This is a genomic window from Afipia sp. GAS231 (assembly GCF_900103365.1).
Taxonomy (GTDB): Bacteria; Pseudomonadota; Alphaproteobacteria; order Rhizobiales; family Xanthobacteraceae; genus Bradyrhizobium.
Map to the genome: position 1 here is coordinate 2,138,090 of NZ_LT629703.1, position 12,738 is coordinate 2,150,827.

The 12,738-nt window shown below is 63.3% G+C and carries 16 protein-coding genes; 9 read left to right on the top strand and 7 right to left on the bottom strand.

What is annotated here, in order from left to right:
- Nucleotides 1-18: 18 nt before the first annotated feature.
- From BLS26_RS10195 to BLS26_RS10205, 3 genes are all read left to right on the top strand, one after another.
- Nucleotides 19-1,080 (top strand): alpha/beta fold hydrolase, encoded by a 1,062-nt coding sequence (locus BLS26_RS10195; RefSeq protein WP_092510665.1) that lies wholly within the window; start codon nucleotides 19-21, stop codon nucleotides 1,078-1,080.
- A gap of 182 nt (nucleotides 1,081-1,262) precedes the next feature.
- Entirely contained in the window at nucleotides 1,263-1,616 is a 354-nt protein-coding gene (locus BLS26_RS10200) for a hypothetical protein (RefSeq protein ID WP_092510667.1), read from the top strand.
- A gap of 100 nt (nucleotides 1,617-1,716) precedes the next feature.
- Nucleotides 1,717-2,319, top strand: coding sequence for an MSMEG_1061 family FMN-dependent PPOX-type flavoprotein (locus BLS26_RS10205; protein WP_092517901.1), 603 nt, complete (start codon nucleotides 1,717-1,719; stop codon nucleotides 2,317-2,319).
- A gap of 151 nt (nucleotides 2,320-2,470) precedes the next feature.
- On the opposite strand, the gene bfr is transcribed toward BLS26_RS10205, so the two are convergent.
- A complete protein-coding gene (gene bfr / locus BLS26_RS10210) occupies nucleotides 2,471-2,956 on the bottom strand; it encodes a bacterioferritin (RefSeq protein ID WP_092510669.1) in 486 nt (161 codons plus the stop codon).
- Nucleotides 2,957-3,092: 136 nt separating this feature from the next.
- Nucleotides 3,093-3,368, bottom strand: coding sequence for a bacterioferritin-associated ferredoxin (locus BLS26_RS10215; RefSeq protein ID WP_092510671.1), 276 nt, complete (start codon nucleotides 3,366-3,368; stop codon nucleotides 3,093-3,095).
- Here BLS26_RS10215 and BLS26_RS36275 point away from each other — a divergent pair.
- A complete protein-coding gene (locus tag BLS26_RS36275) occupies nucleotides 3,288-3,470 on the top strand; it encodes a hypothetical protein (RefSeq protein ID WP_172804505.1) in 183 nt (60 codons plus the stop codon). The genes BLS26_RS10215 and BLS26_RS36275 overlap by 81 nt on opposite strands.
- 81 nt (nucleotides 3,471-3,551) lie before the next feature.
- Here the strand turns inward: BLS26_RS36275 and BLS26_RS10220 are convergent, their stop codons facing one another.
- On the bottom strand, nucleotides 3,552-3,857 hold the full coding sequence (locus BLS26_RS10220; RefSeq protein WP_092510673.1) for a hypothetical protein: 306 nt from the start codon (nucleotides 3,855-3,857) through the stop codon (nucleotides 3,552-3,554).
- Between the two features lie 172 nt (nucleotides 3,858-4,029).
- Between BLS26_RS10220 and BLS26_RS10225 the strand changes: the two genes are divergently transcribed.
- Together BLS26_RS10225 and BLS26_RS10230 are read left to right on the top strand one after the other, a co-directional pair.
- A complete protein-coding gene (locus tag BLS26_RS10225) occupies nucleotides 4,030-4,329 on the top strand; it encodes a hypothetical protein (protein ID WP_092510675.1) in 300 nt (99 codons plus the stop codon).
- A gap of 224 nt (nucleotides 4,330-4,553) precedes the next feature.
- On the top strand, nucleotides 4,554-4,826 hold the full coding sequence (locus tag BLS26_RS10230) for a hypothetical protein (RefSeq protein ID WP_092510676.1): 273 nt from the start codon (nucleotides 4,554-4,556) through the stop codon (nucleotides 4,824-4,826).
- 153 nt (nucleotides 4,827-4,979) lie between these two features.
- Here BLS26_RS10230 and BLS26_RS10235 read toward each other — a convergent pair whose 3' ends face one another.
- The 3 genes from BLS26_RS10235 to ettA all read right to left on the bottom strand — a co-directional run bounded on the left by BLS26_RS10235 (nucleotide 4,980) and on the right by ettA (nucleotide 8,796).
- A complete protein-coding gene (locus tag BLS26_RS10235) occupies nucleotides 4,980-6,197 on the bottom strand; it encodes a lytic murein transglycosylase (protein WP_092510678.1) in 1,218 nt (405 codons plus the stop codon).
- Between the two features lie 108 nt (nucleotides 6,198-6,305).
- A complete protein-coding gene (locus BLS26_RS10240) occupies nucleotides 6,306-6,890 on the bottom strand; it encodes a TIGR00645 family protein (RefSeq protein ID WP_092510680.1) in 585 nt (194 codons plus the stop codon).
- A gap of 256 nt (nucleotides 6,891-7,146) precedes the next feature.
- Nucleotides 7,147-8,796: an energy-dependent translational throttle protein EttA gene (gene ettA, locus BLS26_RS10245; RefSeq protein ID WP_092510682.1), complete on the bottom strand. Its 1,650-nt coding sequence runs from the start codon at nucleotides 8,794-8,796 to the stop codon at nucleotides 7,147-7,149.
- 253 nt (nucleotides 8,797-9,049) lie between these two features.
- On the opposite strand from ettA, the gene BLS26_RS10250 reads away from it, so the two are divergent.
- Both BLS26_RS10250 and BLS26_RS10255 read left to right on the top strand, forming a co-directional pair.
- Entirely contained in the window at nucleotides 9,050-9,244 is a 195-nt protein-coding gene (locus tag BLS26_RS10250; protein WP_092510684.1) for a hypothetical protein, read from the top strand.
- A 126-nt stretch (nucleotides 9,245-9,370) separates the two neighbouring features.
- Nucleotides 9,371-10,330, top strand: coding sequence for a D-2-hydroxyacid dehydrogenase family protein (locus BLS26_RS10255; RefSeq protein WP_092510686.1), 960 nt, complete (start codon nucleotides 9,371-9,373; stop codon nucleotides 10,328-10,330).
- A 57-nt stretch (nucleotides 10,331-10,387) separates the two neighbouring features.
- On the opposite strand, the gene BLS26_RS10260 is transcribed toward BLS26_RS10255, so the two are convergent.
- The gene (locus tag BLS26_RS10260) at nucleotides 10,388-11,614 is read right to left on the bottom strand and encodes a L,D-transpeptidase (RefSeq protein WP_092510688.1); all 1,227 of its coding nucleotides are present in this window, start codon (nucleotides 11,612-11,614) and stop codon (nucleotides 10,388-10,390) included.
- A gap of 336 nt (nucleotides 11,615-11,950) precedes the next feature.
- Between BLS26_RS10260 and BLS26_RS10265 the strand changes: the two genes are divergently transcribed.
- Nucleotides 11,951-12,724 carry a hypothetical protein gene (locus BLS26_RS10265; protein WP_092510690.1) on the top strand — a complete coding sequence of 258 codons (774 nt, stop codon included), beginning with the start codon at nucleotides 11,951-11,953 and terminating at the stop codon, nucleotides 12,722-12,724.
- Nucleotides 12,725-12,738: the final 14 nt, after the last annotated feature.

The following is a 12,738-nucleotide window of genomic DNA, read 5'->3' on the forward strand; positions in this document are numbered from 1 at the left end:
CACCCCGGGGAGAACACCATGAATTTTTCGCAACTAGCCTTGTCGGTAGCCCTCGCCTTGACGCCCCTCACCGCCTCCGCCGCCGACTATCCGGCCCCGAAACAGGGCGACTGGATCGCCAGGGATTTCAAATTCCATACCGGCCAAACCATGCCGGAGCTGCGGCTGCACTACACCACCATCGGTGAGCCGACCGGCCAGCCGGTGCTGGTGCTGCATGGTTCGGGCGGCTCGGCGGCCAACATGCTGACGGCGGCATTCGCCGGCGAACTGTTCGGCCCCGGCCAGCCGCTCGATGCCGCGAAATACTACATCATCATTCCGGATGGCCTCGGTCACGGCAAATCGTCCAAGCCCTCCGACGGCATGAAGACGGCATTTCCGAAATACGACTACGAAGACATGGTCGATGCGCATTACCGCCTGGTCAGGGAAGGGCTCGGCGTCAAACACCTGCGGCTCGTGATCGGCAATTCGATGGGCGGCATGCACACCTGGATCTGGGGCGGCCGCTACCCGCAATTCATGGATGCGCTGGTGCCGATGGCCTCGCAGCCGACCGAGATGGCGGCGCGCAACTGGATGCTGCGGCGGATGATGATCGAGACCATCCGCAACGACCCCGATTACAACGGTGGTAACTACACCGCGCAGCCGCGGATGATGAAATACGCCGTCAACGCCTATGGCATTGCGACCGGCGGCGGCACCCTCGCCTATCAGATGCTGGCGCCGACGGCAGCCGCGGCCGACAAGATGGTCGACGAACGGCTCGCTGTGGCGGTCACCGCTGATGCCAACGACTTCATCTATCAGTGGGAAGCCTCGCACGACTACAATCCGTCTGTTAGCCTCGACAAGATCGAGGCCACGCTGCTCGCAATCAACGCCGCAGACGACGAGCGCAATCCGCCGGAAACCGGCGTCACCGATGCGGCGCTCAAACATGTCAGGAACGGCCGGCTGCTCCTGATACCGGCCTCGACCGAGACGCGCGGCCATCTCACCACCGGCAACGCGGCGTTCTGGAAACAGCAGGTGCAGCAATTGCTGCGGACCGCGCCGCAACGGACCATGTGAGCCGGCGAGACATGGAAGACTGCGATACAGCTGCTGATTTCGCACCGCATCAATCTTGCGATCGCCCGCATCGCTCATTATTTGAGCGTGCATCCGCAATCAGGCTCCGGTTGAATTGCTTGGCTTACGATTTGCGGACGCATCCGCGCCCGCAATGAAACGAGGACACGGCGGAGGGTCGGATGCGAAGGCTCGCGCAATCTGTTTTGCTCGCGTGTCTGTCGGTAGTGGCAAGTGCCGCGATCGCGTTCGACAACGGCCAGTACGACAACGTCGCGCCCGACATCCGCGCCTGGTTCAAGAGCGTGACGGCCCCGAACGGCGTACCCTGCTGCGATATCTCCGACGGCCATCGCACCACGTACGACGTTCGCAAGGGCGCCTATTGGGTTCCGATCGATGGCGAGTGGATGGTGGTGCCGGAGCGCGCCGTCATTCGCGACCGCGGCAACCCGGTCGGCGAAGCCGTGGTGTGGTATGTGCATCACCGCGGCAGCATCATCATCAACTGTTTCGTGCCGGCCGACTCGATGTGAGTACCGCGGAGGATCGACTGGCCATGGCGCCGATAGCAGTGGCCGCCGAAGCAAGGCGATGGTATTTTGGCGGCCTGACGACACGGCTTCGGAGGACATCTTGACCGATTTCAGCGCCAGCGACCTCGCCACGATTTACCCCGCCCCCACGCCGCGCGTGATCGCCAAGGCGCGGCCGGCCATCGACGTGCATGCGAAAAAATTCATCGGCATGTCGCCGTTCTGCGTACTGGCGACATCCGGCTCCGACGGCAGCGTCGATGCCTCGCCGCGCGGCGGCAATCCCGGCTTCGTCAGCGTCGCCGGTCCGAACGAATTGCTGATGCCGGATCGCTCCGGCAACAACCGGATCGACAGTTTCAGGAACATCGTCGAAGGATCGGGCTGCGTGCAACTGATCTTCTTTGTGCCGGGGATCGACGAGACGCTGCGGGTCGGCGGCAAAGGAAAACTGTCGGCCGATCCTGAGCTGCTGGCCTCGATGGTCGAGTTCGGCAAGGAGCCGCGCGCGGCCCTGCGCATCGACGTCAGCGAGGTCTATTTCCACTGCGGCAAGGCGCTGATGCGCTCGAAGCTATGGGGAGGCGATCGCGTCGAGCGTTCGGTGATGCCCAGCATCGGCGAAGTGATCCACGACCAGACCGGGCTCGGCGAGCGCGAAAGCCAGGATGTGATCTACGAGCGCTACAAGACGCAGCTGTAGGGACCCCGTGTCTTCGCCACCCCAAAATGTCATCCCCTGCGAAAGCGGGGGATCCAGTACGCTGGGGATTCTCGATTCAGCTCCTACGGTCTCGGAATACTGGATCACCCGCTTTCGCGGGTGATGACAGCTACGAACGTCGCAAAATCCTTTAGTGCTCGCTCTCGAGCCCGCCGACGTGCTTCTGGGTGTAGAGCTCGAGCCCGATGCGCTTGATCAGATCGAGCTGGGTTTCGAGGAAATCGATGTGATGTTCCTCGTCCTTCATCAGCTGCTCGAACAGGTCGCGGGTGACGTAGTCCTTGACGCCATGGCAGTAGGTTGCGGCTTCCTGGTAGAGCGTGCGCGCCGCGATCTCGGAGGCAAGATCGCAGTCGATGATTTCCTTGACGTTCTGGCCGATCCGCAACGGATCCAGCACCTGCAGGTTGGGAAAGCCGTCGAGGAACAGGATCCGGTCGGTGAACTTGTCGGCGTGCTCCATCTCCTCGATGGATTCCTTGCGCCAGACCTTGGCCATGTCCAGCAGGCCCCAATTGTTGAGGAGCCGGTAATGCAGCCAGTACTGGCTGATGGCGGTGAGCTCGCTGCGGAGGCCCTTGTTGAGATAGTCGATGACTTTTGGGTCGCCCTGCATGGTGCACTCCAGATTTTGAGGCCAGATCGGCCTGAAACTGTATTTAGAACGCTTCTAAATGAGTTCAGAGGCAAGAGCAACCACTTCCCCAAGAAAGCGGTTGGGAACCACAAAATCGAGAAGATTCAGAGGGTTTTCAGCTTGCCGCGAGCGCGAAGGCTTGCGTGACTTCCTGGGCCGGCTCGTCATTGGCGGCGGCATGGCTGTGGGGGCAGCCCGAGCAGCAGGCCTTGGCGCAGGCGCCAAGCGCTTCGTCGATGATGGTCTTGATGGTGCGTGCGCAGCGGCCGCATTCGGCGCTGCAGCCGAGGCAGCCGTAGATCTGCTTCGGATGGCGCGCCAAGTCACCAGCTGCGCTGACGGCATTGCGGACATCATGGTCGCTGAGGACGTTGCAGGAACAGACGATCATGAAGTCGGCGGGCCCATCGGTGATGCTTCTGATCTTTCAGATATTGAAGCGCCGCAGCGGATGCAAAAGGAAAAACCGCAGTTTCAAGCAATTCCAAACTGATGCTGAATACAGCTTGGAATGAATCTAAAGAGATATGCCGCGACAGCTAAAAACCCGCTGTTTTCCCGGGAATTTGCGGGCTTAATCGCCACCCCCGCCGCCATCTCCACCACCGCCGCCGCTGTCCCCGCCGCCGCCTCCGCTGTCGGAACCGCTCCAGTCTCCAGAGGCGCCCGAACTATCCGATGAGGAGTTGCTGCTGAACCATGAGGCGACGTTCCAGCCATCGCCGCCGTAGCCACCGGTATAGGTCCCACCGGTGTCCGCGCTATCGCCGGACGCGCCCTGCCGACGGGCACTGCGGTTTTCTGCCCGGTTCATCAGCCAGTAGCAAACCAGCGATGTGCCGCCGACTGCCGCCAAAAATGCCGCTATTCCGCCGGTCATGACACCCTCTGGTTCGCCCCCGGACCCGGATCCCGCTGGACGGCCCGATTTCCTCCCATTGGTCGCCAAATAAGGCTCAGCCGTTCATTGATCATTCAAGCGAAATGTGGAATTTTCGCCGGGACAGAACGCTTTAGGAACTGTCCTTTGCTCCCATGAGAAAGGTGAGGCCATGAAGAAGACATTGATGGCGCTCGGTGCCGTCGCGGCGCTGGCTATTTCTGCCGTTGCGATGCCCGCTCCCGCCCAAGCGCAGCGTGGCGTGGCGGCAGGTGTCGCCGCCGGATTGATCGGTGGCGCCATTGTCGGTGGTGCGATCGCTTCGCAGAACGGCTATTACGGTGGTCCCGGCTACTATGCGCCCGGTCCGGCTTACGTCGTCGAACCCGGCTACGGTGATTGCTACCTGCAGCGCCAGCGCTTCTGGGACGGCTATGGCTGGCGCGTTCGCAACGTCAGGGTCTGCAACTAGTCCCGTTCACCTTCATTAAATCTGATCCGTCGCCCCGGAAAACAGCCTGTTTTCCGGGGTGATTGTCATTTGCGGCAGAAAAAAACCGCTTTTGCGGCCCAACAGCCTGATGCGTTTGAATTGAACCGGGTGCGCGACGGCTCATACGAACGACAGCGTGTTCCAAACCCAGGTGTTCCAAACTCAGGTGCCGGCGAAGGCGCCACTCCAGGAGAGCCAAAGATATGAAGAAGACATTTGCTGCCTTGATCGCGGTTACGACACTTGCGGCTTCGCTCGCTGCGACGCCCGCAAGCGCGCAGCGTGGCGTCGGCGTTGGTATCGCAGCGGGCCTCCTCGGCGGCGCGATTGTCGGCGGCGCGATCGCTTCGAGCCGCCCGGCCTACGGTGGCCCGGTCTATGTGGAAGACGCGCCTTACCCGGCCTGCCGCATGGTCCGCGAGCGTTTCTGGGACGGTTACGGCTGGCGTTTCCGCCGCGTCGAGGTCTGCGACTGATCCAACCGACCGGCGCGTAACCTGCGCGCTTTGATTCCAAGCCCGGCCGATATTTCGGCCGGGCTTTTTCATTTCCTCAGGCTGAGGAGCACGCACTTGCGTGCGCCTCGAAGGCGGCGCTAACGCGCCTCCTCACCATGAGGAGCTGGAGCATCAACGCGCGGCGCTCATCGATTGCAGCACCGCTTCGCTGGGCCAGCAGTCGACCTTGAGGCCGGCGGACTTCTGATAGGCGCCGAGCGCCGCGCGGGTCTGCATGCCCGCCTTGCCGTCGAGCTTGTCCTTGTAGAGTCCGATCCGCGTTAGATGGCGCTGCATCGCCTCGACGTCCTTGGTGCGCAATTGCGTCGATGCCGACCATGGTGTCGCGAACGGCAGCGGACTTCCCATGAAGTCGCTGAGATGGCCGACGAACAGCACATACAGATCGGAAAAATTATACTCCTTGATGACGAAGTAGTTCTTCGTCGTCAGGAACGCCGGACCGTAAACGCCCTCGGGCTGTAGCAACGAGGCCGGCTGCGCCTGTTCGGCCGCATTCAGCTTCGCGCCGCGCACCGGCACAAAGCCTGCGCGCAGCCACTCGCCGATCGGCTTCGTCACCTCGGGCACGCCCGTCGTGCAGTCGACATTTCCGGGCGCCCGCACTTCGTAAGCCCAGCGCACGCCCGGCTGCCAACCCTTGTTGACGAGTTGCTGGGCGGCGGAAGCCAGCGCGTCCGGCACCGAATGCCAGATGTCGACGCGGCCGTCGCCGTCGAGATCGACGCCGTGCTTGTAATATTCGGACGGCAGGAATTGCGTGTAGCCGGTGGCGCCGGCCCAGGACGAGCGGAACTCCTTGCGCGTCACCGCGCCCTCGCCCAAAATTTTCAGCGCCAGGATGAATTCGGCGCGATATTGATCCTTGCGGCGGCCGACATAGGCCTGCGTCGCGACCACGCGCAACGTATCATACGGCAGAGCGTAACGGCCGTAGTCGGTCTCGCGTCCCCAGATCGCAAGCACGACGCTGGCGGGAACGCCGAAACGTTGTTCGATTCCGTCGAGCGCCGCGCGATGCTTCGCCATCAGCTTCTGGCCTTCGGTGGCGAGCCGCGCGATCGAAGCTTCCTTGATGTAATCCGCCGGCACCTGCACGAACTCGGCCTGCGACGGCGCACCGGTCGCGGGCCGTCCCGGCAGGATCAGGTCGGGCAGTTTGTAATCCGGCTCCAGCCCGCGGGTCTGCAAATCAAAGGTCTCACGCGAGACGCCGGCCGCCTGCGCCTCGGGCCACAGCGAAGCGATGAACTGGGTGAAGCCGGCGTCGGCGGCGCAAGCGGGCGAGTGCAGCGTCAGCGCCACAAGCAGCACGCCAACGGCAATCAAGCGGCATTGCACCCGCAACGATCTGCTCACGTGTCGATATCGAAAAACGCCATGGTCAATCCTATCATGACCATCCCTCGCTGTGAACTCGGACAGTAGAACCCGCGATCAGTGCGCGCCCTGCTGCTTCGCCGCCTCGATCGCGCCGTTGGAGAGCTTGTCGACATAGGCGATGCCGACGGCCGACAGAATGAACACGGTGTGGATGATGGTCTGCCACATCACGCCGGTTTCGGTATAGCCGGTCTTTCCCGACGCCAGCCCGCCGGCTTCGATGAACGTGCGCAACAGGTGGATCGAGGAAATGCCGATGATCGCCATCGCCAGCTTGATCTTCAGCACGCTGGCATTGACGTGGCTGAGCCACTCGGGTTCGTCGGGATGACCCTGCAGATTGAGGCGGGAGACGAAGGTCTCGTAACCGCCGACGATCACCATCACCAGGAGGTTCGAGATCATGACGACGTCGATCAGGCCGAGCACCGCCAGCATGATCTGCTGCTCGCTGAAATCGAAGGAGTGCGCGAACAGGTGCCAAAGCTCCTTCACGAACAGCACGACGTAAATGCCCTGGGCCACGATCAAGCCGATATACAGCGGCAATTGCAGCCAGCGCGAGCCGAAGATCAGCATCGGCACGGGACGCAGCGATCTGCCCTTCGGCGCAAGGGCGGCTTCGGTATTGAGGGTCATGTTTGTCGGCTCGCGGGAGGATGAGAACGGCGGGAAGTGCCGTATCTAACGCCTCTCGCCGCGACGTGAAGTGACAGTTGGCCGCACCGGCCCGCGGCAAAATTGCCGCAGTCTCCCCGTCATTGCGAGCGCAGCGAAGCAATCCATCGCGCCGCGTAAAGAAAGAATGGATTGCTTCGTCGCTTCGCTCCTCGCAATGACGAGAGGGACACAATCCACTCGTCGCGCAGCCGCCCATGTACCCGCGGTCCTGCTGTTACCGCGTCAGCTTCTTGTACTTCACGCGATGCGGGATGATGCTGTCCTGGCCGAGCCGGCGCATCTTGTCCTTTTCGTAGTCCTGGAAGTTGCCCTCGAACCATTCGACATGGCTGTCGCCTTCGAAGGCCAGGATATGGGTCGCGATGCGGTCGAGGAACCAGCGGTCATGGCTGATGATGACGGCGCAGCCGGCGAAATCCTCCAGCGCTTCTTCCAGCGCGCGCAGCGTATCGACATCGAGATCGTTGGTCGGTTCGTCGAGCAGCAGCACGTTGGCGCCGGATTTGAGCATCTTGGCCAGATGCACGCGGTTGCGCTCGCCGCCCGACAGCGCGCCGACCTTCTTCTGCTGGTCGGCGCCCTTGAAGTTGAACGACGAGCAATAGCCGCGCGAGTTCACTTCCTTCTTGCCGAGCAGGATCAGCTCGTTGCCGCCGGAAATCTCCTCCCACACGTTCTTCTTGCCGTCGAGATCGTCGCGCGACTGGTCGACGTAACCGAGATGTACGCTCTCGCCGACGGCGATGGTGCCCTTATCAGGGGTTTCCTGCTTGGTGATCATGCGGAACAGCGTGGTCTTGCCGGCGCCGTTGGGGCCGATCACGCCGACGATGCCGCCCGGCGGCAGCTTGAAGGTAAGATCCTCGATCAGCATGTTGTCGCCGAACGCCTTGCTGAGGCCCTCGAAGTCGACGACGTTCTGACCGAGCCGCTCAGCCACCGGAATCGTGATCTGCGCGGTCTGACTCTGCTTGTCGCTGGCCTGCTTGAGCAGGTCTTCATAACGCTGGTAGCGCGCCTTGGACTTGGCCTGGCGAGCCTTGGGAGACGACGCGATCCATTCCTGCTCACGCTGCAGTGTCTTTTGATGCGCGGCGTCCTCGCGGCCTTCCTGCAGGAGGCGCTTCTGCTTCTGCACCAGCCAGGACGAATAGTTGCCCTCGTAGGGAATGCCCTTGCCGCGGTCGAGCTCGAGAATCCAGCTGGTGACGTTGTCGAGGAAGTAGCGGTCATGGGTCACGATCAGGATCGCGCCGGGATAGTTGCGCAGATGGCCTTCTAGCCATGACACCGACTCGGCGTCGAGATGGTTGGTCGGTTCGTCGAGCAGCAGCAGGTCTGGTTGGTCGAGCAGCAGTTTGCACAGCGCCACGCGGCGGCGCTCGCCGCCCGAGAGCTTGCTGACGTCGGCATCGTCGGGCGGGCAGCGCAACGCGTCCATCGCCTGGTCGACCTTGCTGTCGAGATCCCAGAGGCCGGCGGCCTCGATCTCGTCCTGCAGCTTGGTCATCTCGTCGGCTGTCTCCTCGGAGTAGTTCATCGCCAGTTCGTTGTAGCGATCGAGGATCGCCTTCTGCTTGGCGACGCCGAGCATGACGTTCTCGCGAACGTTCTTGGAGGGATCGAGATGGGGTTCCTGTTCGAGATAGCCGACCCGGGCGCCCTCGGCGACCCAGGCCTCGCCGTTATATTCCTTGTCGAGGCCGGCCATGATCCGCAGCAGGGTCGACTTGCCGGAGCCGTTGACGCCGAGCACGCCGATCTTGGCGTCCGGGTAGAACGACAGATGGACGTTATCGAGCACCTTCCGGGTCGGGTAGGCCTTGGTCAAACCCTGCATGAAATAGACGAACTGGCGAGCCATCGCGATCCCTTGAAACCAGAGGATTTATGGAAATTTGCTGCCGCTGATGTAGCGGCGCGGGCCCCAAAGGGCAACCGCGGGAACCCGTTTTCGATCTGTTCACCACGGATGAATACGGGATCGACACCATGTGTGCGTCAGATCACGCCAATTGAAACTAACTTTTAATAAATCGGGCGAAAACTGGTTTTCAGGCCGTCTAACAGGGCATCAAGGGCGGCAAAAGCCGCCGATGAAAACAAAGGCTCGCGTCATGGCTACGATCACTTCGGCATCTATTTCGACCCCCGCGCACCGCAGCGACGGACTTGCGAAGCCGTTGGCTGAACTCTGCGCCTTCTGGCGCAAGTTCGTGGAGCGGGCGTTCAACCCCTATCGGCCGGAACTGCATTATATGCGCGGCCCCGGCCCGGCCTGGCGCGCCAAGCACCTCGCCCGCTCGAACTGACCTCCCCGGATATTCCGGGCTGCTCTGTATTTAAGTCCGCTTGCGCGCCTCCCGATTGCGCGCAACCATGGCGATCCTCCCCGACGGCCATTTCCGCCGTCATTCTTGCCATGAACGGACCTCCCCATGACGCGGCTGCGCTGTGCAATTCTCGACGACTACCTCAATGTTTCCCGGACGGTCGCGGACTGGTCAGGGGTAGCCGACCGCGTCGACGTCACCGTCTTCAACCAGCCTTTCGCGACCGCCGAGGCCGCCGCCAGCGCGCTGAGGGATTTTGAGATCATCTGCGCGATGCGTGAGCGCACGCCGTTTCCGCGGACGCTGTTTGCGGCTTTGCCGAACCTGAAGCTGCTGATCACCTCGGGCATGCGCAATGCCGCGATCGATATGGAAGCCGCCAAGGACCACAAGGTGGTGCTGTGCGGCACGCAATGGGCCCGCGATCCGACCGCGCCCCTGACCATGGGCCTGATCCTGGAACTGACCCGCAATATCGGCCGCGAGAACGCCCGCATGCATGCCGGAGAACCCCTGCAGAAATTCGTCGGCATGGAAATCGAGGGCCGGACCTTGGGCGTCATCGGCCTCGGCAAGCTCGGCACCAAGGTATCGAAGCTCGCCCAGGCGTTCGGCATGAACGTGATCGCCTGGAGCCCCAACCTGACGCCGGAGAAGTGCAAGGAGGCCGGCGTTACCTACGCCACCAAGGAGGAACTGTTCTCGACCGCCGACATCATCACCATCCACGTCGTGCTGAGCCAGCGCTCGCGCGGACTGGTCGGGGCGGCCGACCTCGCACGCATGAAGCCGACCGCCTATCTCGTCAACACCGCGCGCGGGCCGATCGTCGACGAAGGCGCACTGCTGGATGCACTGGTCCAGAAGAAGATCGCCGGGGCCGGCATCGACGTGTTCTCGGTCGAGCCGCTGCCGGTCGATCATCCGTTCCGCAAGGTCGACAATCTCGTGCTGACACCGCATCTCGGCTACGTCACCGAGGACAGTTTTCGCAACCACTACACCCAGATGGTCGAGGGCGTCGACGCCTGGTTCAGGGGCGAAACGCCGCGCCGGCTGGCATAAACGAAATCGCCCTCCTGCGCGGAGCAGGAGGGCGAGCGTCTCGCAGATAATTCAGATTTAGCGAACCGTGACCGGCGCGGGCAGCGGCGGCACGACGGTCGGCTGCGTGCCGGGAATGGGTGCGAGCTGGGCCTGCGCCGGCGCGGGGCCACCGGGCGGCGGCGCGGCCGAAGCGGTCGCGGTTCCCGGCGGCGGGCCGCCGGGCATCACCACCACGCGGGTGCCGACCTTGGTGCGCTCGAACAGATCGGACACGTCGTCGTTCAGCATGCCGATACAGCCGGACGAGACGAACTTGCCGATCGTCGAGGGCTGGTTGGTGCCGTGAATGCGGTAGACGGTCGATCCCAGATACATCGCGCGCGCGCCGAGCGGATTGCCGGGGCCGCCCGCCATAAAGCGCGGCAGGTAGGGTTGGCGCTCGATCATTTCGGTCGGCGGATGCCAATCCGGCCACTCCGCCTTGCGGCTGATCTTCTGCACACCGGTCCAGGTAAAGCCATCGCGGCCGACGCGAACGCCGTAGCGGATCGCGCGTCCGCCGCCGAGCACGTAATAGAGGTAGGTGTTGGGCGTATCGACGACGATGGTGCCAGCGGGCTCCTTGGTCGGGAACGCGACTTCCTGGCGACGCAGGTTAGGCGGCAGTTGCGCGGGCGCGGCGTCCGGCTGCTCTTCCGGCGGCAGCGCCGACAGTTGCACCGGCCGGCCGTCGGCTCCGACGGGGGCCTGTTGCTGGACCGATCCGGTCGCGCCGGGCGCAGCACCGACGGCCTCGGGCGGTCGCAGACCTGCACGGTCGTCGTTCGGATAAACGATGCCCGCACCGGGAATTCGGCTGTCGCCGCGATCGGAATAGACCGGCTGCTGTGAAGGAGGACCCCGGTCGCCATAGATCACCGGCGGTGGGCCTGCCGGGCGGCCATAACGGGGATCGTCGGGCGACATCACAGGACCGGTCGGCATCGGCGGGCCACGATCGGAATAGATCGGCGCGGGGCGGCCATAACGCGGATCGGCCGGCGACATCACCGGACCGGGCGGCGGCAGCGCGGTCGAACTCTGCGCGTTCGGTGACTCGTCATCCTCCAAAGCATCGAAATCGGGCGCGCCGGGGCCACGGCGTTCATCGACCGCATAGCCACCGGGCACATAGGGTCCCGGAGCCGCCGAATAGACCGCGCCCGGAGGCGTCGGATAGGCCTGCTGCGCCTGGGCAAGCGAGGTTCCCGCCGCGCCCGCGGCAACGGCAGCACAAATCGTCAGAATGCGGTTAATCATCATCGCTTTTGTATAGACCCCAAGCCACACCGGACCGTTAACGGCAGATGGCCGAAGATAGCGGCGCATTCAAGACAAACCAGCGAAATTCGGCCCAAACGGACATTTGTGATAGCCCGTAAATCTGCGGCAAAGATGCCTCAGCGCTCCGAAAATCGCCATTCAGCGGCCTGCGGACACAGTCAGATGCCAATGTTATAACAAACAGATTCGAGGCGTTGAGATACTCTCGAATCGGCCTGATTCGTGGCGACGAAGCCGGGCCCTCTCAGTGGTCACCGCGTTCCCTTTGGCGTCAACAGCCCTGCAGCCTCCTGGCAAGGTGGGAAACTCGCGTCCATGCTCCCCGGTTTTCGCTTTCTGTTTGCCGCCATCGTTCTCTCGATGTCGATTCTGATCTTCGGGCTTGGCGCGGCGGCACTGCTACGTTCCGCGCATGAGGAATTTGCCAACCTGCCGTCGCGGCGGGCGCCGGCGGAACCCGTTTTCACCCGCCAGAACGAACCGTCGATGCCGACACTGGCCCTGCTCCGGTTCGATCCGCCGGTTGCGGACAACAAGCCGCCGGAGAATGCACCGGCGGCTGCGGCTTCCGAAACCATGACGCCGGCTGAACCGGCCGCGGAGGCCAAGTCGGCCGAGCCGGAGAAACTCGCCGCATTGAAACCGGAAGAGCCGATGCCGGCCGCTGCGGCGACGCCGGAAGTGGCTGTTGTGGACACAACGGCGACGCCGCCGGTCACATCCGCGGAGACCGCAACGCCGATCGCCAGCGAGGACGTCAAGGTAGCCGCGATGGCGGACACGCCAGAGCCTGCGGCGGCCGCGGCGCCGGCGACCGATGGGCAGTCGCTGGAAGGCAACGCCGCCGCCACGAAAATCGCCACGCTGGGTGGGCCCGCCATCATCATCGAGGAAAAGACTGCAGCGACGACGACCGAGGCCAAACCGGACCGCAGCGCCGTCCGAAAGCGGAGCGCACACCGCGCCCGGGAGCGGCGACGCATCGCGGCGCGGCGTGCCCGGCTGGCGGCGCAGCAGGCCGCGGCAGTGGCCGCTCAGCAGCAGGCCAATCCGTTCGGGCAAACCGCCACCGCGCGTACAGCGCGGTAGCTATGCCGGACGTT

Bases quoted from the DNA above. Each gene is read 5' to 3' on its own strand.
- BLS26_RS10195 (WP_092510665.1), top strand. From the start codon at position 19: ATGAATTTTTCGCAACTAGCCTTGTCGGTAGCCCTCGCCTTGACGCCC.
- BLS26_RS10200 (WP_092510667.1), top strand. From the start codon at position 1,263: ATGCGAAGGCTCGCGCAATCTGTTTTGCTCGCGTGTCTGTCGGTAGTG.
- bfr (WP_092510669.1), bottom strand. From the start codon at position 2,956: ATGCAGGGCGACCCAAAAGTCATCGACTATCTCAACAAGGGCCTCCGC.
- BLS26_RS36275 (WP_172804505.1), top strand. From the start codon at position 3,288: ATGGCGCGCCAAGTCACCAGCTGCGCTGACGGCATTGCGGACATCATG.
- BLS26_RS10215 (WP_092510671.1), bottom strand. From the start codon at position 3,368: ATGATCGTCTGTTCCTGCAACGTCCTCAGCGACCATGATGTCCGCAAT.
- BLS26_RS10220 (WP_092510673.1), bottom strand. From the start codon at position 3,857: ATGACCGGCGGAATAGCGGCATTTTTGGCGGCAGTCGGCGGCACATCG.
- BLS26_RS10225 (WP_092510675.1), top strand. From the start codon at position 4,030: ATGAAGAAGACATTGATGGCGCTCGGTGCCGTCGCGGCGCTGGCTATT.
- BLS26_RS10230 (WP_092510676.1), top strand. From the start codon at position 4,554: ATGAAGAAGACATTTGCTGCCTTGATCGCGGTTACGACACTTGCGGCT.
- BLS26_RS10240 (WP_092510680.1), bottom strand. From the start codon at position 6,890: ATGACCCTCAATACCGAAGCCGCCCTTGCGCCGAAGGGCAGATCGCTG.
- ettA (WP_092510682.1), bottom strand. From the start codon at position 8,796: ATGGCTCGCCAGTTCGTCTATTTCATGCAGGGTTTGACCAAGGCCTAC.
- BLS26_RS10250 (WP_092510684.1), top strand. From the start codon at position 9,050: ATGGCTACGATCACTTCGGCATCTATTTCGACCCCCGCGCACCGCAGC.
- BLS26_RS10255 (WP_092510686.1), top strand. From the start codon at position 9,371: ATGACGCGGCTGCGCTGTGCAATTCTCGACGACTACCTCAATGTTTCC.
- BLS26_RS10260 (WP_092510688.1), bottom strand. From the start codon at position 11,614: ATGATGATTAACCGCATTCTGACGATTTGTGCTGCCGTTGCCGCGGGC.
- BLS26_RS10265 (WP_092510690.1), top strand. From the start codon at position 11,951: ATGCTCCCCGGTTTTCGCTTTCTGTTTGCCGCCATCGTTCTCTCGATG.